Origin of the sequence: Ammoniphilus oxalaticus (assembly GCF_003609605.1) — a bacterium.
GTDB classification, from domain to species: Bacteria; Bacillota; Bacilli; order Aneurinibacillales; family RAOX-1; genus Ammoniphilus; species Ammoniphilus oxalaticus.
In genome coordinates, this window is the sequence record NZ_MCHY01000001.1 from 38,119 (window position 1) to 59,103 (window position 20,985).

A 20,985-nucleotide genomic window follows, 5' to 3' on the forward strand; every position below is an offset into this window, starting at 1 on the left:
TTTAAAAAATATGATTGTAGGTAGCAACATAAGGCATTGCTTCATAATCATATGACAAGTCCGAGAAAAAAGTATGAATGAATAAGAATAGTAGTCTAACACCCAATTCAAACTTCACAGATGTGGATTATAATAATAAGTTTGGAGATAGCAAGCGAGGAGCTCAAGATGGTTATTTTTTGCGAATAAAACCGAATGAAATTATTCGCCAACTGGAGGGACTACTCTTGCCGATGGGATGTACGAGTGTGACAGATACTTGTAAAACGGAAATCAAAAAAACGAACGCTTGAATTGTTAAGATTGATACAATCAGAATGAGGTTAAGAAGTATGAGAAGCAATTGCCGATTAAGTCAATCAGTGTATAGCGATTAGCATAGGAAAGTGGAGCCAACATGAAGTTGTTGGATCCGCTTTTTTTATCAGGATGCTTTCGGGAGGGCGCGCGTCTGTTTTTGATTCCTCCATTTACCAAATAGCAGCGTTAAAATCACGACGACGATTTTAATCAAAAAATGGTACTTGACTAGAATATGCTGATGGATAAACGGATCGCCTAAAAACATAACAGCGGCAGTATAGGCGATGATGCCTGCTCCAACGTAAACGAGAAACGGGTATTTATTCATTAGTGTAGAAATGAGTTGACTGGCAAATATGATAATTGGGATACTGATCGCTAGTCCGATGAGGATCAATACAAAATTTCCGCGTGAGGCCCCCGCAATCGCTAAAATATTGTCGAGACCCATGATTAAGTCAGCGACGACGATCGTTTTAATTGCCGCGAGCATATTTTGGGGGTTAGCTAACTCACCTTCTTCAGGTGGTTTATCACCGACGATGAGATTGATCGCCACATAAATTAAAAACAGTCCTCCTATCGCCATCAGGAAAGGAATAGAAAGTAGTCGAATCGCAACGAACGTAAGTAAAACGCGGATCACGACGGCAGCTAACGTTCCGTATAGAATCGCTTTTTTTCGTTGGATGGCAGGTAGATTTCGCGAAGCCATACCGATCACAACCGCATTATCACCGGCCAGGGCCAGATCAATTCCGATAATCATTAATAAAGATAACCAGGTCTCGGTAGTAAACACTAGTTCATCCCCTTTGAACCCAAATAAATTGGTATTAAATAATTTAGGAAAAAGCCTGAAACACCATTGTTTCAGGCTTAAAATCCTTAATGGTTATTTTGAAGTTGCTTCAACAACAACGGACTTTCCTTTGGTTGGCTTGCCCATCCTTGGTATGACGAAGGTGGCAAGAGCAAAGGCGATAAACGATGTGGCTGCTGTGATTGTAAAAGCTGCTTGCCAGCCTAACGCTGTTGCTACCGCGGCTCCTACCCCTCCACCAAATATAGCGGCTGTTGCTTTCGCCGCCCAGAAGAAACCATAGTTTTGAGCTGAGTAAGCGGTTCCGAATAAATCCGTATTGATCGATGGGAATAACGCGTAACTCCCACCCCAGGTAAAGAAGGCTAAAGCTAACATCGCAATAAATAACAGGTCATTTATTTTAGCTACAGTGGGGAAAAAGAACAAGACGATCGAGTTAATAAAGAACACAATCGACATCGTTTTGAAACGGCCAATCTTGTCAGATACAGCTCCCCAGACCGGCCGACTTGAGCCGTTCGCAATATTTTGTATGGAAACGGCGATTGTTATCGTCGCAATCGGTATTCCGATGCTTTTCGCGTAAGGAGCGCTGTTCGCAACGAGCAATAAGCCACCGAAGTTTATACTAAAGAAAGCGGCCCAAAGCACCCAAAAATGAGCGGTTTTTAACATTTCTTTGGACGTAAAATCCTTTTCAGTAACCACTTTTTTAACGCCTGGGGCTCCAGCGCTTTGTGGGAAGCGAATGACAAACGCGATCAGGATAATGACAATCCCTTCAATAAATCCGGTAAGCATAAAGGCTGTGCCAACACCTTTGGTCTCCAACACGGAGCTGATGACGGGTAAAAACGGAAGTACGCCCATTCCATAACCAGCAGCCGTGAATCCGGACGCCAATCCTCTTTTATTAGGGAACCATCTTGTCGCGGTGTTAATCGCTGTCCCGTAAACGATACCTACCCCGGCTCCCGCTAATGTGTAAAGCGCGTACAAAGCTGGCACTGAATTGACGCGCCCCATAAAGGACCAACCGAGCAGAACCATCGCGCCCGATAAAATTAACATCATTCTTGGACCAAACTTATCAACGAAATATCCGCCAGTGGGTTGAGAACCCGCTTGAATAACTTGTGAGAGCGTAAAGGCAGTTTGTACAACGGCAAGCGATACGCCAAGTTTATCTTTTAGCGGATTGGAATATAATGTCCAAGAATATTGAACTCCGGAGATCATGGTCATTAATAAAACGGCGCAGATGAGATGAAACCATTTATTTTGCAGCAGTCCGTTAGGGAGCTGTTTTTTTGTAATTGAAGTACTCATATTGATTCTCCCTTCGAAGTGTAGGTCGCTTGTTATTATGGACGCGGAAAGGCTTTAATATTTACATTTGCAAAAGAACAAGCCGATCACAGTATAGAAATTTTAGGAAAGGACGAACCTATACATAGAGAACTGTGTTTACACGAAAGGAGGTTTTAGGATGATGAATGTAAATAGAGCTCAAGAAATTTTGGATTCAAGCAATAAAATCGACGTTCAACATAACGGGACTGCTGTTTGGATCGAAGATGTCGATGCGCAAAGCCAAACGGCAAGGGTGTATCCGGAAGGAAGACCTGAGGATAAACAGACCGTTGCGATCAATGAATTGAAGGAAATTCAATAATGAACTGTTAGAGAGTAGTTAGTAGAAGACAGCCTCTCCCGAATAGGGTCAGAGGCTGTTTTTATTTATTCGCTTTTATTGCCAAGTATGGTTTTGGGGATGCAAGGTAAAGCTAAAAAAAGTGGAGGTGATCATTCATGAAGGTAGAAGTTAAATGTTCCGTCTCAAACTGCTCGTTTTGGGGTCAGGGAAATAATTGTGAAGCGCCATCGATTATGGTTGAGGTGGACCGTCATTCCGAATATGATAGTGAAATGGCAAGTGAACTGGGAATCCAGACTGAACACCAAGATACAGCTCAAGTATCGGCGGAAACGTGCTGCCGCACATTTAAACCTAAAAAGTAAACGTTTGATCATCGCAAAAGCAGGTGAGGATGGAGACATTCTTCACCTGCTTTTTCCATTACGCTTATATACATCATTTCACAAAAAAGAGTGACCTATGCATTAATGGTTGAAACTGATTCAACAGTATAGGAAAATAGCGATTATATAGCAATGAAAAGGAGAAGAGCATGACCACAAAGAAGGAACAAAAAAAAGGTTGGAAGTCGTGGGGCCCGGGTCTTATCGCTTTCTTCGCCTTTTTTGGTAGTAAATTCAAATTTTTGTTACCCCTTTTGAAACTTGGAAAATTCGGAGGAACGATTTGGAGCATGGCTCTTATGGTTTGGGCTTATGCGATTTTTTACCCTTGGTTTTTTGCGATCGGTGTTGTCGTGATGATCTTTATCCATGAGATGGGCCATGTGCTCGCGGCGAAAAGAAAAGGAATCCCTGTTTCGGCGCCCGCTTTTATTCCATTTGTAGGCGCGTTGATCACAATGAGAAAACAGCCGCTCAATGCGGAAGAGGAAGCCTACCTCGCTTTCGGAGGTCCATTAATTGGTACGGTTGGGGCATTGGGCGCTTATGGGCTTGGCGTCGCTTTACAGTCACCCGCTTTATTATCCGTGGCTCAAATTGGCTTCTTTCTAAATTTGATTAACTTAATTCCGATTCATCCGTTAGATGGAGGCAGAATTGTAACCGCAATTTCAAGATGGTTGTGGGTTGTTGGATTGATCGGTGGACTTATCGTTATACTTTATTTAGGTATGTATATTTTCTTAATTTTCTGGGCGATGTTTGCATGGGAGTTGTACAAGAAATATGTGCGCAAGAAAAAGCCGATTGAAGAGGAACAAGAGACGACACTCGTTATTTCCACAGCCGAAGAAAACTTTGTCGCAAACGGCTTACCGATCCCCGCTACATCTCATCGCAGGGAGCTCACTTTTATACAGAGTTGTGATTTGCGAACGCGAACAGAGTTGCTGCATGTTTATTACCCGGGAATTGGAGCTTTGTCGTCAGCGCCCGTAACGTTTGATATCGGGTTGGTTAAACAGGTAACCTTGATTGAGACGAAACATAAGAGTGAATACGGAATTGTTGAGATGAGATTGGCGCTTAGATATCAGCTCTATTCAGAGCAAGTCCCATCTGTATTTCAAGGGGAAGAATATTATCAAGTACCGACTCGAACGCGTTTTATTTATGGCGTGTCCTATTTAGGACTAGCCGCGTTTCTTGCTTGGATGATGCTCGTCACCTTCAACGCGTTTAACTCGCCAGGATTGGTGGGGTAGAAGGAGTGGGGTTAATTGATAAGTATGTTAGAAAACATATACCAGATTTCAGGATTAGCGCTTCTGATTTGCGTAATTTATTATTATTATCACTTCAGGAAAACTAGGAAACAAAGAAAGTTAATCGGAATTGAACATCTTGTTTATATCGTAACGCAAATCGCTATTTTCCTGTGGGCGAGTTCTTCTTTACTCCTACTCCTAGACAAGGGCAATTAATTTCGGGTGTAGTTGTAGAGAGGTTAAAAAGGGCGGCGCTGGCTGCCCTTTTTATTTTCATTGTTGAAAAACAAGCGTGAGAAAGCCCGCGAAAAAGATGGCAATGTTGATTAAGCTAGATCTTTGCGCTGGCTTCTCAATAAATCGATTGAAGTAAACGAAAGCTAGAAACAGAAAAAAGTATGCTAATCCCGATGTTATAAAAATAGAAATAAAAGCTGCTGCCAACAATGTAAATTCAACGATTAAGCTCGCTCTTTTTCTGCTTCTGAACAAATTGGTAAACATTGCGCTCCCCCCCCCCACCTAGTTGTTATACATATATTCTCATAGGACAAGGGTTATCACTGTATTTGTGTACATACACTGACTGACTTACTCGGCAGGCTCAAAAATCCTCTCGCGATTCCACAAACCCTCAATGGATAGCCTTTGTAAACGATCCATAATCACTTCGGTTTGTTGCTCATTAGCTAATCGAACAGTTCCGAGTTCTATCATCATTGGAATGAATTCGGGTATGATTTCCTCCCCCTGCAACTTGATTTGCAAAATCCCAGATTGCCGCGCTTCCTCCACATGGTTGTATACAACAGTCGGATCATATGCGCTCGCCATACCAGGGTGCTTCACTCCCGCATGCCAATCTGCCAGTGGAAAGACCCGACTAAATCCAAAAAACTGAACCGTTTTCCCTTTTGCGGTGAATGTTTTCGAGGCATAGGCCTCATCCTTGTCAACGCCGCCCCCAACATAACTAACGTCAGCTTCTCTTAAATATTGTAATGTGTCTAAAAAAGCGGGTTGTCCGTAATCCAACGCATGGTTGTTGGCAATCGATACGAGATCAACGCCTGCTTTTTTTAAGGCCGCCGCCAATTGAGGATGACTTCGAAACGTATATTGTTTTTGTTGACTTGCGCCTCGGTTACTAATGGTCGTTTTTAAGTTGAGCATGACTAGGTCACTTTCTTTAAAAATCGGGGTTGCATCCTGGAAGGGGAAATCGGCCCCTCGTTCTTCGACAACATCGGCAACCCGCCCTGCCATCATCGTATCACCGGCAAACGAGAGGCGAATCGCTGGTTCGTTTGCTAGAGGATCGGGTTCAAGCAGTGAAAATCTCGGCTCCTTGGTTGGCCCAATGTCACCTGAATGGACAGGCGTGGAATCATTCTCATTTATTGAAATTTGCGGTTGGCAGGCAACCAAGAAAAAACTATATAGGAACATGAAGCGAATTACTTGAAACATAAAGCTCCTCTTTTCTATCAAAATCGTTATGTTCACATTATGAACAATTAGCGGGAAGAAATAAACAATAATTGTAAAAAGGGGTGACGCTAACGTATTCTCACAAACCCATTTGCGTACGCCCTGCTGCCCAAAAGCGGGTAAATATGATAGAGTTAAAGGCAAAAAGTTGGACGAATCACATAGATAGAATACGGAGAAGGAGAGGTGGCGTGATGATCACGCAAGAATTGAAAGATCAATTGGTTTCGATTGTGGGAACCCGATTTTATTTGGATAGCAACAATGAACGTTATGCCTATTCTTATGATGCCACGCCGCTTTACCAGTCTATGCCTGACGCGGTGATCGTTCCGGGAACGACGGAAGAGGTCGCGCAAATTTTGAAGCTGGCTAACGAATATCGCATTCCGATTATTCCGCGCGGGTCAGGCACAAATTTGGCGGGAGGAACGGTGCCTGTCGAGGGCGGGATTGTGTTACATTTGAGTCGATTCAATCAAATCTATGAAATTGACAGGGAGAATTTCACAGCGACGCTCGGTCCAGGAGTGGTCACGTCTGAATTGCATCAGGCCGTCGAGGCGCAAGGGCTGTTTTATCCGCCTGATCCGGGCAGTATGCACATTTCAACGATGGGCGGAAATATGGCGCAGTGCGCGGGCGGGATGCGGGGATTGAAGTATGGGGTGACGAAAGATTACATCATGGGCCTCGAGTATGTCTTGCCTTCGGGAGAAATCTTGCGTTGCGGCGGTAAAAACGTGAAAGACGTCGCTGGCTACGATATGACACGGTTGATGGTTGGTTCAGAGGGAACGCTTGGCATCATCACCGAAATGACAGTGAAATTGTTGCCGTTGCCTGAAACAAAACGAACCTTGATCGCTTACTATAGCAACCTGTTAGACGCGGCTCGAACAGTTGAAAAGACGATTACTTCTAAAATTATTCCGGCGACGATGGAGTTTATGGACCAAGCGACGATGAGGGTGGTTGATGATTTCGTTAAGTTGGGGCTGCCGTTGGAAATGAAGTCGATGTTGTTGATCGAACAGGATGGGACGGAGCAGGAAGTCGACCGCGATATCGAACAGATAGCTGAAATTGCCCGCGCGCAAGGCGCCAAAATTGTAGAAGTGGCCCAAACGCCGCAAGAAGGGGAAAGGCTGATGGTCGCCCGTCGTTCCGCATTAGCGGCTTTATCTCGTCTGCGTCCAACGACCATTTTGGAAGACGCGACAGTGCCGCGTTCCAAATTGGCGGAGATAGTCGAGGAAATCGAAAGGATCGCAGACAAGTATCAATTGCAGATGTGTACGTTTGGCCATGCGGGTGACGGAAACCTGCATCCGACATGCATGACAGATGAACGAGATACGGAAGAGATTAAGCGCGTGGAACAGGCGTTTGAAGAAATCTTTTTGGCCGCGATTCGGATGGGCGGCACCATTACAGGCGAACATGGCGTTGGCATGGCAAAAATGGATTACCTTGGTTTAAAAGTGGGCGAGGCCGGGTTAGATTTAATGAAGCGATTGAAAGCTGCGTTTGATCCGAACGGGATTATGAATCCAGGTAAAATGTTTGCGAACAGTGACCGACGCAGAGTGGTGGTGAAACAGTAATGAACAATCTTCTAAAACCGAACCAAGCAACACCTGTTTGCGATACAGACAAAATGGAACTGGTCAGTAAAGGATCACTGAGCAAATTTGATATGAATGAAATTTTAAACTGCATGCATTGCGGCTTTTGCTTGCCCGCTTGTCCAACTTATCGCCAAATGGGGATGGAGTTTGCCAGTCCGCGCGGACGGATCGCCTTGATGAAAGGGGTCGCCAAAGAGGAGCTAGCCGTCGATGCGGAATTTGAACACCATATGAATCTGTGTCTCGGCTGTCGCGCCTGCGAAACCGCCTGTCCCGCGGGTGTGCCCTATGGCAGTCTAGTTGAAACTGCCCGAGAGATGGTGGAGGATCAAAAACGCGACAGCGCCAAGCCTTCGGTCATGAAGACAGTTGTGTTTGATAAGTTGTTTAAAAATCCGCAACGGTTCAAGCAATTAGGAACGGCGTTGTGGGCGGCCCAATCGGTAGGCTTGCAGACGCTCGCTGACAAAACCGGCTTAATCAAGGTGTTGCCGCGGCCGATGGCTGAAATGCAAAAAGCGGTCGACAAAATCGCCTCGCCAATCGCGCGAAAAAAACGCGAGCCCGTAATGAAATCTGGTCAAGCAAACGCCCTCAAAATCGGCTTTTTTAGTGGATGCATTATGGATGTGATGTTTTTTGAAACGAATCAAGCAACGGCTAGTTTATTGCAAAAAGCGGGCTGCGATGTTCTGTTTGTCCAGGAGCAAGTCTGTTGCGGGGCGTTGCATGCCCATGCTGGCGAGAAGGATGGCGCGATTGAATTAGCGAAAAGAAATATCGAGGCGTTTGAACAGGCGGAGGTCGATTTTATCGTTAATAATGCAGGCGGCTGTGGTTCGGCCCTAAAGGAATACCATCATTGGTTTCATGACCAGCCCGAGTGGCAACAACGCGCGATGAATTTTGTCGCCAAGATGCGGGATGCGAATGAATTGCTGGCTGAATTGCCGCCGCTTACTTTTTCAAAGCGGATCGAGGCAAAAGTGACTTATCAAGATTCATGCCATTTAGCGCATGGGCAAGGGGTGCGGAATCAGCCACGTCAATTGATTCAACGTATCCCAGGGGTTGAGTACATTGAAATGAACGATGCGGATAGTTGTTGTGGTTCCGCTGGTATTTATAACATTACGAATTATGAGATGTCGATGGATATTTTAGACGACAAAATGAAGCAAGTGGAGCAGACGAAAGCGCATTATATTGTGACAACGAATCCGGGCTGTTTATTGCAAATGAAAAATGGGATCATCCGAGCAGGTTTGCAAGGAAAAATGGAAGCGATGCATGTGATGGACCTTTTAGCTCGGGCGTTATAAAATAGGAAGAAAAAAGGATTGATTTGAACGATGCTTTAGATCAATCCTTTTTCGTATGATAAAATATGAATGGTTTTGGCTATGTTATGAACGGACACGGAGATACTACATATAGGTTAGAAAGGAGGCGAGCCTGTTTGATCTATTTTGATAATAGCGCCACAACAGCTCCCTATCCGGAAGTGATTGAAACGATGCGCGAAGTATTGGAGCGTTTTTTTGCGAATCCATCCTCCTTACATACGCTTGGCGCCCAAGCAGAACAGGCGCTGGCTCAATCGCGCCAATTGGCGGCTGACTTATTGGGCGTTCAGACAGCCGAAATTGTTTTTACATCGGGAGCGACGGAAAGCAATAACATGGCCTTAAAAGGGGCGGCATTCGCCTATCGGTCGAGGGGCAATCACATTATTACGTCTGCGATTGAACATCCTGCGGTGTTTGACGTGTGCAAACAACTGGAGTCCTGCGGATTCGAAGTGACTGCGCTTCCTGTTGATGACAAGGGAATGGTCTCTGTGGAGCAATTGAAATCTGCTATAAAAGAGGAGACGATTTTAGTTTCAATTATGCATGTGAATAATGAGGTCGGCAGCATCCAACCGATTCAAGAAATCGGACAATTGTTGAAATCGTATCCCAAAATCCTGTTTCATGTCGATGCCGCCCAATCATTTGGAAAATTAAAGGTGGATCCGAAATCGTTCGGAATCGATCTACTCTCCTTATCGGCTCACAAATTTCATGGTCCAAAAGGAACAGGGCTGTTGTATGTTCGACGGGGTGTCGATCTGATCCCCTTGCTTGCTGGAGGCGGTCAAGAGAACGGACGGCGGGCAGGCACGGAAAATGTAGCGGGCATTGTCGGGATGGTTAAGGCGATGCGAATCACACTGGATCGTTATCAGGAAAACCCGAACCATTTGCAACTGTTGCGGGAAAAGTTGTGGGATGGGGTGGAACAGATCGCTGGATGTGTGATCAATTCACCTCGAAAAGGAGCGCCGCATATTTTAAATTTTTCGACGCCAGGCTTGAAATCCGAAGTGTTACTTCGCTCGTTAGATGAAAAAGGGGCCCGCGTTTCGAGTAAGTCGGCTTGCTCATCAAAGTTGGAGCAACCGAGTCGGGTGTTATTGGCGATGGGCTTTTCAGAGGAACGGGCGAAAAGCGCTTTGCGTGTCAGTTGCTCCGATCAGAATACCGAGGCGGAAGTAGAACAGTTTATTAATCTATTGAATGAAGCAGTAACGGAACTGCAATCGATGTTAAAAGTAAGGAGATAACGATGATCGAATACGATGATATTTTAATACGATATGGTGAGATGGCTTTAAAAGGAAAAAACAGAGGGATGTTTGATCGACAGCTCGTTCAAAATATTAAGCGCAGTATTAAAGATTATCCACGCGCCAAAGTTGAACGAACGTACGGTAGGATGTATATCGCTCTTAATGGTGAACCGTATGAGCAAGTGAAGGAGAAGGTAAAGCATGTTTTTGGCATCACTTCATTGAGCCCGGTCAAACGAGTCGATTCGTTTGAATTGGCAGAGATTGAAGCGGCGGCCTTAGAGGTGATGCGCGATACACATCCGACGCCGCAAACATTTAAAGTGGAAGTGAAGCGAGCGAACAAACAATTTCCGCATCGTTCGATGGAAATGAATCGATTGCTTGGCGGGCATATTTTGAGAAATACGGAAAATTTGCAGGTCGATGTTCACCAACCGGATGTCCAGTTAAAGGTCGAGATCCGTAATGAAGGAACGTCGATTTCTTCTGTTCGGGTGCAAGGACCAGGCGGTTTGCCTGTGGGGACCAGCGGGAAATCCATGTTGCTGTTGTCCGGTGGCCTAGATAGTCCAGTGGCAGGCTGGTTAACGATGAAAAGAGGGGTGTGCCTAGAGGCGATCCATTTCGAGAGTCCCCCTTTTACAAGCGAACGTTCTAGACAAAAAGTGTTGGACCTGGCAAAGATGGTTAGTCAATACGGTACGGGAGAAATGAAAGTTCACATCGTTCCTTTTACCGAAATTCAAACTGAGATTCGCCAAAAGTGCCCAGAAAATTACTTAATTACGTTGATGCGACGTTTCATGATGAGGGTTTCCGTTGAAATTGCGAAAAAGAGAAGAGCGCTCTCGATCGCGACAGGGGAAAGTCTCGGACAAGTTGCCAGTCAGACGATGGAAAGTATGAGTACCATTAATGCGGTGACAAACTTTCCGATCTTACGTCCGCTCGTCTCGATGGACAAGGCAGAAATCATTGAAATTGCTCATCAGATTGGCACCTATGAAACATCGATCCTTCCGTTTGAAGATTGCTGTACAATTTTTGTCCCGCGATCTCCGGTTACGCGTCCAACCGTTGAAAAGGCCGAGCAATTCGAAATGAAGTTGGATATTGAAACATTAGTGCGCAATGCGGTGGAAGGAACTGAAATTGTAGAAGCAACCGCTCCGCGACAAAGCAATCCGCTCAATTTGTTCTAATAGAATGTCCACATACAAAAACAGGTCGCGCCTAGATGGCAACGACCTGTTTTTTTTAAGATGCTTTTCTCTTCTTTACCAAAAGCGTGATGATCAGCATCAGTGCCGAAAATAAGACAATCGTTCCGCCAGAAGCCCAATCGAGATAGAATGCGAGTGTCAATCCGCCGAGCACAGCGGTCTCCGCAAACAAGATTGAGAGCCAAATGGTTTGCTTAAAGCTATTGGCAAGTTGCAAGGCGGTGGCGACTGGCAATGTAATCAGCGATGAAACGAGTAAAATACCGACAATCCTCATTGAAATCGCAATCGTAAAAGCGACTAATAGAATAAAAGTAAAGTTGACACCCTTTCTTTTAATTCCGGAGATTCTTCCATACTCTTCATCGAACGAGAGAGCAAAGAGTTCTTTGTATAAGACGATCGTCGAAATTAACACGATCAAACCGACGGCGATAATCGTCCATAGGTCGCTGCGGCTGACGGCGACAACACTGCCAAACAAATAAGAAAATAGATCGACATTAAACCCATTTGCCATACTAATGAGCACGACGCCTAATCCAATTCCAACGGAAAGGATAATCGGGATCGCTAATTCTTGATAAAAACGGTACACTTTCCGTAGTTGTTCAATGAGCAATGAGCCAACCACAGAAAAAAGCATACCTATGTACATTGGGTTGAGCCATTGCATGGAGGGGAATTTTTTTTGAATTAACAGTCCCGCTGCGATCCCAGACAATGTGATATGAGACAGCGCGTCAGCCATCAGCGACAATCGTCTGACGACGAGAAAGACGCCGATCAAGGGACAAATCAGTCCAACCATGAGCCCGGCAAACAACGCGTTTTGCATAAATTCATAGCGAAAAACGAGTTCTAGCATTCGATTTGTTCCCCCTCCTAGTGATGATGTTCGATCAAATTCATATGCGCGCCATACGCTTTTGCAAGAATCTGATCCTGCTTTTCCTGGAACTCACTAGGCTCACCATGGAAATAAATTCGCTTGTTTAAACAAGCGACTTGGGTGACGTGGCGAGTCATCATTCCAATATCATGGGAGACCATCAGCAACGTCAATTCATATTGTTCGTGGAGTCGGGCGAGTAATTGATAGAACCGATCGACCGACTCGGTATCGACTCCAACGGTCGGTTCATCTAAAATTAACAGGCGAGGTTTGGCAACGATCGCTCTGGCAATAAATGCGCGTTGTTGTTGACCTCCTGATAACTTACCAATATTACGGTCGGTGAACGCGGTCAAACCGACCTGTTCAATCGCCTCCACCACCATTTCTTTATCCGCTTTCGAAGGTCTGCGGAACAAGCCGAGCTTACCGTACAGTCCCATCGAGACGACTTCAAAGACAGTGGCGGGAAAACCGCTATTAAAACTGTTCGCTTTTTGTGAGACATAACCGATCTGGCGCCAATCTTTAAACATTGAAATTGGCTGTCCAAACAAGAACACTTCGCCTTGCTGGGGTTTAATCAACCCGAGAATAATGCTCAGCAGCGTTGACTTGCCCGATCCATTCGGTCCAACTAAACCGACATAATCCCCAGCTTCTACGATAAACGAAATATCTTGCAGGACCTGATTCGGGCCATAGTGGAAATCAACATGTTTACACTCAATAATTGGATTCATGGTTACACCGAGTAGGTGACTCCTCCTCTAAAAAATAATGATTCCGATTTGGGAACTTTGTATCTGTCTAATAATAAATGAACACCGGCGAAGAGTCAAGAGGGTGGAACGACTCCATTAGAAAGATAGTAAAAACAGCCTATTTACGAAATATGGCAGGAGTTTGAATGCAACTCTAGAATAATAATATAGTGAATTAATATTTAGTGTAACGTCTAGTTTGAAATGCAAGTTTAATTTATGATTAAGGGGTTTCAAAGCTATGCTATCAACGGCTCGAGCATTGAGAGGAGAGCTCTTTTGTTTTGCTCATGATTATGTAGAAGAAATATTTAAACATTCGCCTAATTACGAGTTTGTGTTTGATGAAAAGCGAACGGAAATGAAGGAAATGCTTCAGCAAGCATTGATGTTTGTGATGGAAGCGATTGAAGATAAATCAATTGGGATGGAAGGTATTATTGCTTTTGCCCACAGCTATGCGGAACATTATATTATTTATTTTCACGATGCCGAATCATTCATTAGAGATTGCTCCGAGTTGAAACACCGATTTATACATCATATTATCTACCCTAATGTAAAAGGTGAAAAACTAGAGCGGGCGCTTGCAATTATGAATTGTTTTGTAGACGAGTTTCTCATTCGGATCTTGAAAGAAAAGCAATTTGAACTGGAAAGAATGGAAGTTGAGAAGTTCAACGCGATCGGTAACATGGCGTCTGGAATGGCCCATGAATTACGGAACCCAATCACGAGCATTAAAGGTTTTTTGAAATTAATTTACGAATTACATCCGCATCCAGAAGAAATTCACCAATACTATACAATTATTGAGGATGAAGTGAAGCGACTTGACTATATTTTGGAACGCTTCTTATCATTGAGTAAACGAAAAAACGTGCCAATGAAACGAGAATTCGATAAAGTGGATGTTGCCCAGTTAATTGAACGCAGTATTTCGTTATTTGAATTTGAGTTTATTCGTTTAAGCATCGAACAAGATGTCCTAATTGAGCCCCGCGCGCTTGTTTTAGGAAATGGCAAGGAACTTGAACAGACATTTATTAATATTATCAAAAACGCGTGTGAAGAGTTTCAAGTATCACCCGATCAAAAAAACAAAACATTGAAGATTTCTTGTATTGTTAAGCAAGATAGAATCTTTATTCTCTTCTTCAACAATGGGAATCCGATTAAGCCGGAGGCGGCAAAAGATATCTTCAATCCTTTTTTCACAACGAAAGAGAGTGGGACAGGGCTAGGTTTAGCGATTTGCAAACAAATTATTGAAGCGCACGGCGGGAAAATTGTGATTTATCCGGAAGTGGACGGAACGGCAGTTGAAGTCCGCTTGCCAAGATATATCGGGGAATCCGATGAAGAAGAATGGCTAGAATCGTAAAGATTCTCACAAAAAATAACCTTGGCTAAGGCAGCCAAGGTTATTTTACCTTTGGACGAAGGTTAGTCCGATCACCCCGAGCGTCGCGATGATACTTGTTAGAAACAAGATGATCCACAGCCAGATCGAGATGGACAACGTCAACCATTGCATGAGCCCCGCCAAAAACAGAAACAAGATCATTAATACAGAACCGATGGTATAAAGAGAAGCAGACACGCGCAATATTGGAAGTTGTCGATGGCGAAAGACCGCTTCTTTTACAGTCAGATACAATAAAAAACTGCTAACACCACCTAATAACGTAAGGTGGAGATAGGCGATGATCACTTGTCGGTTTGTGTAAACGAGCTGGGCCATGGCAGGCCAGGCCCCGACCATTTCAAAAACAGATTTTACAAGGAAGCTACTGATGAATAACCCGAGCAGTAATTGAAGCGAACGATTCGTTTCTTGGCGTATCGAGCGCAATATATGAAAAGCAAACAAGAGCGTCGCCGCAAATTGACCGATGCCTCCAACGCTCATTCCGATGGTTTCAAGCGCGTTAGGCAACGGCAGCCACATGATTGATATAAAATAAGCAGGGAAAACACTAGCTAATAATAAGTAAAAGACAGTCGTAGACTGCCGATTCATAAATAAGTAACACAAGCCAAAAATAATAAAAGTAAACGAACCGTTATATTGAAAATGGAGATAAAAATATAATAACAGATCAAATAAGTCCGCAGTGTTCTTGCCCATCATTCCAATGGCAGCGATGCCCCAGGGGCCAATCGATGACAGTACATTTAAGAGAATGCCTGTATGAAAAAACAGTTTAACGACGGGCGGAATCGATTGTCGCTGATTTGTAAAGTAAAGATAAGCAAAATAATAGGATATAAAAATATGCAAACTAGAAAATAAGATGGAAAACAGTCCATATCCTTGCAAACAAAAAGAGATGAGCATGCCTGACACGGAAAAGTGGAGCGCGTAATATAGAAAATGAAGTCTTCTGCTGTTCCACATCGAAGCGGTCATTGTATATTGGATTAGAAAGGCAGCTAAAATAAAATAAACCCAACCTAGAAAGGCGACGTGGGAATGGGCATGGACAAGATGCATGAAGGGGATCTTTGGCAGAAACGGCAGGAACATTTTTAGCCGCGCTACAACGCCAATGATTGAAATAAAGATAAAATAGAATAAACCAGATAGAACCCATTTTTTCATATAAACCACCAGATCCTCATTTTTAGTCTAAATTACAGGAAGGACAACCTTTGGTCAACTGACTCAACTATAAAAGGAAGGGTAGCGAGCGCATCATGAATCTTGACGTTGAAGATATTTTACAATGGATTGAAGCTTATCAACGCTTAGGCGTGATCGTGGCCTTTTTATTACCCGTCATCGAAGCCTTTATCCCCGCTCTTCCACTGATCGCAATTGCAACGGGAAGCGCCGCGGCGTTTGGCCTATGGAAAGGATTTTTGTTTACCTGGCTTGGCGCTTGCGCAGGATCGATCCTTGTCTTTTGGCTTGTTAGAAAGTTAAGAGGCACACGAACGCATCTCTTTTTCAGGAAATACCGAACGATCGTGAAAACGACGAGTTGGTTTGAGAACCGTGGTTTTTCCGTGCTTTTTCTGTTACGATGCTTCCCTTTTTCTCCGTCCAGTTTAATCAATGTGCTAGCCGCATTATCGAGATTGCCGTTTCACACGTATTTTTGGGCGACTTTACTTGGCAAAGGAGTCATGATTTTTATTATCTCCTTTATCGGGGCGGATTTGCCCGCGATGTTGCGCGAACCATGGAAACTACTGTTTATCGCTTTGTTAATTGCAGCCTTATGGTTATTCGGTAAAAGGGTGGAAAAACAATACATATCAAGGTGATCAGCTTAGTTTGACATAAAACGGATTGTTACATATAATAACTGTGATCAACAAGTTAACAAGTGAATGCTCTTATCAAGAGAAGGTGGAGGGACTGGCCCGATGATGCCCGGCAACCGACCTAATGAACGCTTCGCAACGTTTGTTATGGCACGGTGCTAATTCCGACAAAATGAAGTTCATTTTGAGAGATAAGGGAACTGCGATGTAAACCCAGCTCCTTTCATCAGATGAAAGGAGCTTTTTAGTTTGTAGTTAAGCAAAATAGCGATAGATGGCATAGGGGGAGGACATAAAGTGGATTTAGAAACGATTTTAGCTCAGATCGGTAATCGCAAAGAAAAGAAAACAGGGGCGATTAGCTTTCCTGTCACTTTTTCAACGGCGTATTTGCACCCAGGATTAGGTGAAAGCACCGGCTTTGATTACATACGCACGAAAAACCCAACGCGCGTTGTTTTGGAAGAGGCGATCGCTGAAATTGAAGGCGGTGATCAAGGGTTTGCGTTTAGTTCGGGAATGGCGGCAATTCAAATTTTGTTTGGCCTATTTAAGCCGGGGGATCATATCATCGCTACGCATGACTTATACGGCGGATCTTACCGTTTGTTTGAACAAGTCTGGCGACGATTTGGAATTACGTGTAGTTACCACGACATTCGCGATGGCGCGGATTTACGCGATCACCTTCGTCCAGAAACGGCTGCCGTGTTTATCGAGACACCGAGCAACCCGATGATGATCACAGTTGATACGGAAAGCATAGCTGCGGTGGCGAAAGAGCATGGGGCATTAACGATTGTGGACAACACGTTTTTGACGCCATATTACCAAAGGCCAATCGAACAAGGGGCGGACATCGTGTTGCACAGCGCCACCAAGTACCTAGGCGGCCATAACGATGTGCTAGCAGGCTTAGTCGTCACAAAAGGCAAGGAGCTATCGGAAGAAATGGCCTTTCAGCAAAACACGAGCGGAGCCGTGTTGTCGCCTATGGATAGTTGGTTGTTAATTCGCGGTATGAAAACGTTGTCGTTACGAATGGAAAAGCATACAGAGAACGCGAAGCAGTTGGTTTCCTTCTTGGAAGGTCATTCGTTCGTCGAAGATGTGCTTTATGCGGGTGTTGGCGGGATGATCTCGTTCCGAGTTAAAGACGCGGCAATGGTTGCCCCGATTTTGAAAAATTTAAAGTTAATTTCTTTTGCGGAAAGTTTAGGCGGGGTTGAAAGTTTGATGACGTACCCTGCGGTACAAACGCATGCGGATATTCCAGAGGAGATTCGCCAAAGAGTCGGTGTGTGTGATCGCTTGCTGCGTATTTCAACGGGAATCGAGAGCGCCCACGATCTTCAGCAAGATTTGGAGCAAGCTTTGCAAGCTGCGTCCCATGTGTTGAAACAGGCGTCTGTCGAATAATCGTTAAAACCGCATGGCTTGCAAAAAGAGGTTAGATTCGCGTAAAATAAAAAAAAGATAAATACACGGCTATGAAGAAGAAGAGTAGGGATCGTTTCTGTTTATAGAGAGTCAGTGGGTGGTGGAAACTGATACAGGGCGTTCCGCGAATGGACTTCTGAGCTCCAAACCGAAACCGCTGCGGAAATAGGCTTTGGCGAGATGATCTTCACGTTATCGAAGAGAACTTAAGATATTTGATTATGGTTTGATATGTAATCAAATAATAAGGGTGGCACCACGGTCCTTCGTCCCTTGCGGATGGAGGATCTTTTTGTTTACTTAACCTTGTTAAATGAGTATTCTTACCCAGGAAATAATGGAGGCGTGAGTCATATGTCTAAAAAGAAAATATTCTCAGGTATTCAGCCGAGCGGGTTGCTCACACTGGGCAACTATATCGGCGCGATGAAACAGTTTGTTGAACTACAAGATGAGGGCGATTGTATTTTTTGCGTAGTCGATTTGCATGCGATTACGGTGCCGCAGGAGCCAGAATTATTGCGACAAAATGTTCGTTCGTTAGCGGCTATGTTTTTAGCGGCGGGCATTGATCCGCAGAAAGCAACGTTAATGGTTCAATCGCATGTAAAAGAGCATGCGGAGTTAGGCTGGTTGATGCAATGTACGGCTTACATGGGTGAGCTGGAGAGGATGACCCAATTTAAAGACAAGTCGGAAGGAAAAGCCGCCGTAAACGCCTCTTTATTTACATATCCAGCGTTGATGGCCGCTGATATTTTACTTTACGACGCGACACATGTTCCGGTTGGAGACGATCAAAAACAGCATTTGGAGTTAACGCGCGATTTGGCTCAGCGGTTTAATGGACGATTTGGCGAGACGTTCACGATCCCAGAGCCGATCATTCCGAAAGTGGGCGGAAGAATCATGTCGTTGGATGACCCCAGTAAAAAGATGAGCAAAAGTAATCCGAATGAAGGTAGCTTTATCTCTTTGTTGGATGAACCAAAGAAAATTGTCCGCAAAGTGAAGCGAGCGGTAACCGATTCGGAAAATCAGATCCGTTTTGATGAACAGGAAAAACCAGCAATTAGTAACTTGCTGACGATTTACGCGCTCGCTTCTAACCAAACAATCGAGCAATTGGAATCGCAATACGACGGTATTGGTTATGGCGCGTTCAAAAGTGATGTCGCTGATGCGGTTGTGTCCCTGCTAGAACCGATGCAACAACGGTATCAAGAATGGATTGAATCAGATGAATTGGATCGTGTTTTGTTAGCCGGCGCTGAAAAAGCTGCAGAATATGCGGAACAGAAAATGATTGAAGTCAAACAAAGGATGGGCTTGATTCCAAGGGAGACCCTAAAATAAGAAAAAGTCTATTTTATCCAGCATTGCGCAGAGTTGCATGGTTCAAACTAAAGGTATCTCTGCCAAGAAGAGGTGATATAGATGAGCAAGCGTCAAAAAGAGCTGGAAAAGAAAAATCCACATCAGATACATGGACCTTCAAAAGACAATGTTCCCGTCGAACAAACAGAACCGTTTGTCAATGAATTCGGTGTCGTGATCGGGGATCATTTTTATGATTCCGCGCATTCCCCGTTAAATAACTGGAATGTGGACGTGGACCCCGCGATTATGGCGGGTGATCAATGGGTTCATCCGACGAACGATATCGGTTGGAACACGGCTGAAAATCAGGAGTTGCTGGAAAACGGTCTTCCGTCGCAAGGGGCTCCTTTCATGCACCCAACCAAAGATGTCGGGTACCGTCGGGATTAGAAACGAGCAAAACGGGCTGGCGCCGCAGAATCCAGCCCGTTTTTTTAAAAAGGGAGGCGCGCTTCGTTGAGAATGGTCGACATTATTGAGAAAAAGAGAGATGGTCAACAACTGTCGCAGGCGGAAATTGAGTTTTTGATCAAGGGCTATACCGAAGATAAGATTCCAGATTATCAAATTTCCGCGTGGGCGATGGCCGTTTACTTTCAGGGGATGTCCGCGCGTGAAACCGCAGATTTAACAATAGCGATGGCGGACTCGGGCGAGCGGGTGGACTTGAGCGCAATTAAAGGAATAAAAGTAGACAAACATAGTACGGGCGGGGTCGGTGACACGACGACACTTGTGTTGGGACCGCTTGTCGCCGCCGCGGGGGCTCCTGTCGCTAAGATGTCGGGAAGAGGGCTCGGACATACAGGGGGCACCATCGATAAACTTGAGGCGATCCCAGGCTTTCATATTTCGTTAGGCAATGATCAGTTTTTAGAAAATGTGAACAAACTAAAATTAGCAGTTGTCGGTCAAAGCGGTAATTTAACACCCGCCGATAAAAAACTTTATGAATTGCGTGATGTGACGGGAACGATTAACTCCATCCCAATGATTGCCTCTTCCATTATGAGCAAGAAAATCGCTTCGGGCGCTGACGCGATTGTGTTAGATGTAAAAACGGGCAACGGCGCCTTTATGAAGTCGCTGCAAGACTCTGAAGCATTGGCCCAGACGATGGTTGAGATTGGCAATCGGGTCGGTCGAAAAACAGTCGCTCTGATTAGCAATATGGACCAACCGTTAGGTTTTGCGATCGGCAATGCGTTGGAAGTAAGGGAAGCAATTGAAACATTGCAAGGCAGGGGTCCCGCTGATTTAACGGAACTGTGTCTCGCGCTGGGGGCGCATATGGTTGTGTTAGCGGAAAAAGCGGAAAACTATGACCAAGCGTATGAACGACTCCAAACCATGTTGACGACAGGCGAGGCGATCGATACGTTTAAGAAATTCGTTGTGGCCCAAGGCGGCGATCCCGGGATTGTGGATCATCCGCAACGATTGGCCCAGACAGCTTATCAGTTTGATGTGAAGGCAACCGAATCGGGCTATGTTGAGGCGATTGCCGCCGAGGAAATCGGGCGGATTGCGATGATGCTGGGGGCCGGTCGTCAAACGAAAGAGGACGCGATCGATTTGGCGGTCGGTGTGATGCTAGCTAAAAAAGTGGGCGATCATGTGACTCCTGGTGACACGTTAGCGACGTTATATGCCAATCAGCAACAAGATCAAGCTTTAGCGCAAAGGACTTTACAGGCGTTTCGATTTAGTCCGCAGCCGATTCAAGTTCCGAAACTGATTCAACAAGTGATCCGTTAACCCTTTCTTACGCGTCAAACAAGGTGTATAATCAAACATTATGCAACTTCGGAATAGGAGAATAGAGATGTCA

20 protein-coding genes, 1 riboswitch and 1 other annotated feature are annotated in these 20,985 nt (G+C 44.7%); of the genes, 13 read left to right on the forward strand and 7 right to left on the reverse strand.

The window, feature by feature from the left end:
• Nucleotides 1-424: 424 nt before the first annotated feature.
• Together BEP19_RS00200 and oxlT are read right to left on the reverse strand one after the other, a co-directional pair.
• Entirely contained in the window at nt 425-1,105 is a 681-nt protein-coding gene (locus tag BEP19_RS00200) for a TerC family protein (protein WP_120187853.1), read from the reverse strand.
• 93 nt (nt 1,106-1,198) lie between these two features.
• A complete protein-coding gene (gene oxlT, locus BEP19_RS00205) occupies nt 1,199-2,458 on the reverse strand; it encodes an oxalate/formate MFS antiporter (protein ID WP_120187854.1) in 1,260 nt (419 codons plus the stop codon).
• 160 nt (nt 2,459-2,618) lie between these two features.
• Here oxlT and BEP19_RS00210 point away from each other — a divergent pair, with 160 nt between their 5' ends.
• From BEP19_RS00210 to BEP19_RS00220, 3 genes are all read left to right on the forward strand, one after another.
• Entirely contained in the window at nt 2,619-2,804 is a 186-nt protein-coding gene (locus BEP19_RS00210; RefSeq protein ID WP_245983163.1) for an H-type small acid-soluble spore protein, read from the forward strand.
• A gap of 137 nt (nt 2,805-2,941) precedes the next feature.
• Nucleotides 2,942-3,151, forward strand: coding sequence for a DUF1540 domain-containing protein (locus BEP19_RS00215; RefSeq protein WP_120187855.1), 210 nt, complete (start codon nt 2,942-2,944; stop codon nt 3,149-3,151).
• Between the two features lie 170 nt (nt 3,152-3,321).
• Nucleotides 3,322-4,437, forward strand: a complete 1,116-nt coding sequence (locus tag BEP19_RS00220) for a site-2 protease family protein (RefSeq protein ID WP_120187856.1) — start codon at nt 3,322-3,324, stop codon at nt 4,435-4,437.
• Between the two features lie 276 nt (nt 4,438-4,713).
• Here the strand turns inward: BEP19_RS00220 and BEP19_RS00230 are convergent, their stop codons facing one another.
• Nucleotides 4,714-4,944 carry a hypothetical protein gene (locus BEP19_RS00230; protein ID WP_120187858.1) on the reverse strand — a complete coding sequence of 77 codons (231 nt, stop codon included), beginning with the start codon at nt 4,942-4,944 and terminating at the stop codon, nt 4,714-4,716.
• A gap of 87 nt (nt 4,945-5,031) precedes the next feature.
• Entirely contained in the window at nt 5,032-5,910 is an 879-nt protein-coding gene (locus tag BEP19_RS00235; protein ID WP_120187859.1) for a CapA family protein, read from the reverse strand.
• Nucleotides 5,911-6,125: 215 nt separating this feature from the next.
• Here BEP19_RS00235 and BEP19_RS00240 point away from each other — a divergent pair, with 215 nt between their 5' ends.
• From BEP19_RS00240 to thiI, 4 genes are all read left to right on the forward strand, one after another.
• Nucleotides 6,126-7,538 (forward strand): FAD-binding oxidoreductase, encoded by a 1,413-nt coding sequence (locus BEP19_RS00240; protein WP_120187860.1) that lies wholly within the window; start codon nt 6,126-6,128, stop codon nt 7,536-7,538.
• Nucleotides 7,538-8,884 (forward strand): (Fe-S)-binding protein, encoded by a 1,347-nt coding sequence (locus BEP19_RS00245; RefSeq protein ID WP_425452691.1) that lies wholly within the window; start codon nt 7,538-7,540, stop codon nt 8,882-8,884. The genes BEP19_RS00240 and BEP19_RS00245 overlap by 1 nt, the downstream gene beginning before the upstream one ends.
• 137 nt (nt 8,885-9,021) lie before the next feature.
• Complete coding sequence (locus BEP19_RS00250; protein WP_120187861.1) at nt 9,022-10,170, forward strand: cysteine desulfurase family protein; 1,149 nt, start codon at nt 9,022-9,024, stop codon at nt 10,168-10,170.
• Nucleotides 10,171-10,175: 5 nt separating this feature from the next.
• Nucleotides 10,176-11,381 carry a tRNA uracil 4-sulfurtransferase ThiI gene (gene thiI, locus BEP19_RS00255; protein WP_120187950.1) on the forward strand — a complete coding sequence of 402 codons (1,206 nt, stop codon included), beginning with the start codon at nt 10,176-10,178 and terminating at the stop codon, nt 11,379-11,381.
• Between the two features lie 55 nt (nt 11,382-11,436).
• On the opposite strand, the gene BEP19_RS00260 is transcribed toward thiI, so the two are convergent.
• Nucleotides 11,437-12,270, reverse strand: coding sequence for a metal ABC transporter permease (locus BEP19_RS00260; protein ID WP_120187862.1), 834 nt, complete (start codon nt 12,268-12,270; stop codon nt 11,437-11,439).
• 17 nt (nt 12,271-12,287) lie between these two features.
• Nucleotides 12,288-13,040, reverse strand: a complete 753-nt coding sequence (locus tag BEP19_RS00265; RefSeq protein ID WP_120187863.1) for a metal ABC transporter ATP-binding protein — start codon at nt 13,038-13,040, stop codon at nt 12,288-12,290.
• Between the two features lie 262 nt (nt 13,041-13,302).
• Between BEP19_RS00265 and BEP19_RS00270 the strand changes: the two genes are divergently transcribed.
• Nucleotides 13,303-14,445 carry a sensor histidine kinase gene (locus BEP19_RS00270; RefSeq protein WP_120187864.1) on the forward strand — a complete coding sequence of 381 codons (1,143 nt, stop codon included), beginning with the start codon at nt 13,303-13,305 and terminating at the stop codon, nt 14,443-14,445.
• A gap of 45 nt (nt 14,446-14,490) precedes the next feature.
• Here BEP19_RS00270 and BEP19_RS00275 read toward each other — a convergent pair whose 3' ends face one another.
• Nucleotides 14,491-15,666 (reverse strand): hypothetical protein, encoded by a 1,176-nt coding sequence (locus BEP19_RS00275; protein ID WP_120187865.1) that lies wholly within the window; start codon nt 15,664-15,666, stop codon nt 14,491-14,493.
• Nucleotides 15,667-15,761: 95 nt separating this feature from the next.
• Between BEP19_RS00275 and BEP19_RS00280 the strand changes: the two genes are divergently transcribed.
• The 5 genes from BEP19_RS00280 to BEP19_RS00300 all read left to right on the forward strand — a co-directional run bounded on the left by BEP19_RS00280 (nt 15,762) and on the right by BEP19_RS00300 (nt 20,912).
• Entirely contained in the window at nt 15,762-16,334 is a 573-nt protein-coding gene (locus tag BEP19_RS00280; protein WP_120187866.1) for a TVP38/TMEM64 family protein, read from the forward strand.
• A 69-nt stretch (nt 16,335-16,403) separates the two neighbouring features.
• Nucleotides 16,404-16,532, forward strand: a riboswitch (SAM riboswitch).
• 99 nt (nt 16,533-16,631) lie between these two features.
• Nucleotides 16,632-17,753, forward strand: a complete 1,122-nt coding sequence (locus tag BEP19_RS00285) for an aminotransferase class I/II-fold pyridoxal phosphate-dependent enzyme (RefSeq protein ID WP_120187867.1) — start codon at nt 16,632-16,634, stop codon at nt 17,751-17,753.
• Between the two features lie 62 nt (nt 17,754-17,815).
• Nucleotides 17,816-18,051: a binding site (T-box leader), on the forward strand.
• A gap of 77 nt (nt 18,052-18,128) precedes the next feature.
• Nucleotides 18,129-19,130: a tryptophan--tRNA ligase gene (gene trpS / locus BEP19_RS00290; RefSeq protein ID WP_120187868.1), complete on the forward strand. Its 1,002-nt coding sequence runs from the start codon at nt 18,129-18,131 to the stop codon at nt 19,128-19,130.
• Between the two features lie 81 nt (nt 19,131-19,211).
• Nucleotides 19,212-19,544 (forward strand): DUF3905 domain-containing protein, encoded by a 333-nt coding sequence (locus tag BEP19_RS00295; RefSeq protein ID WP_120187869.1) that lies wholly within the window; start codon nt 19,212-19,214, stop codon nt 19,542-19,544.
• 66 nt (nt 19,545-19,610) lie between these two features.
• Nucleotides 19,611-20,912, forward strand: coding sequence for a pyrimidine-nucleoside phosphorylase (locus BEP19_RS00300; protein WP_120187870.1), 1,302 nt, complete (start codon nt 19,611-19,613; stop codon nt 20,910-20,912).
• The last annotated feature ends 73 nt before the right edge of the window (nt 20,913-20,985 follow it).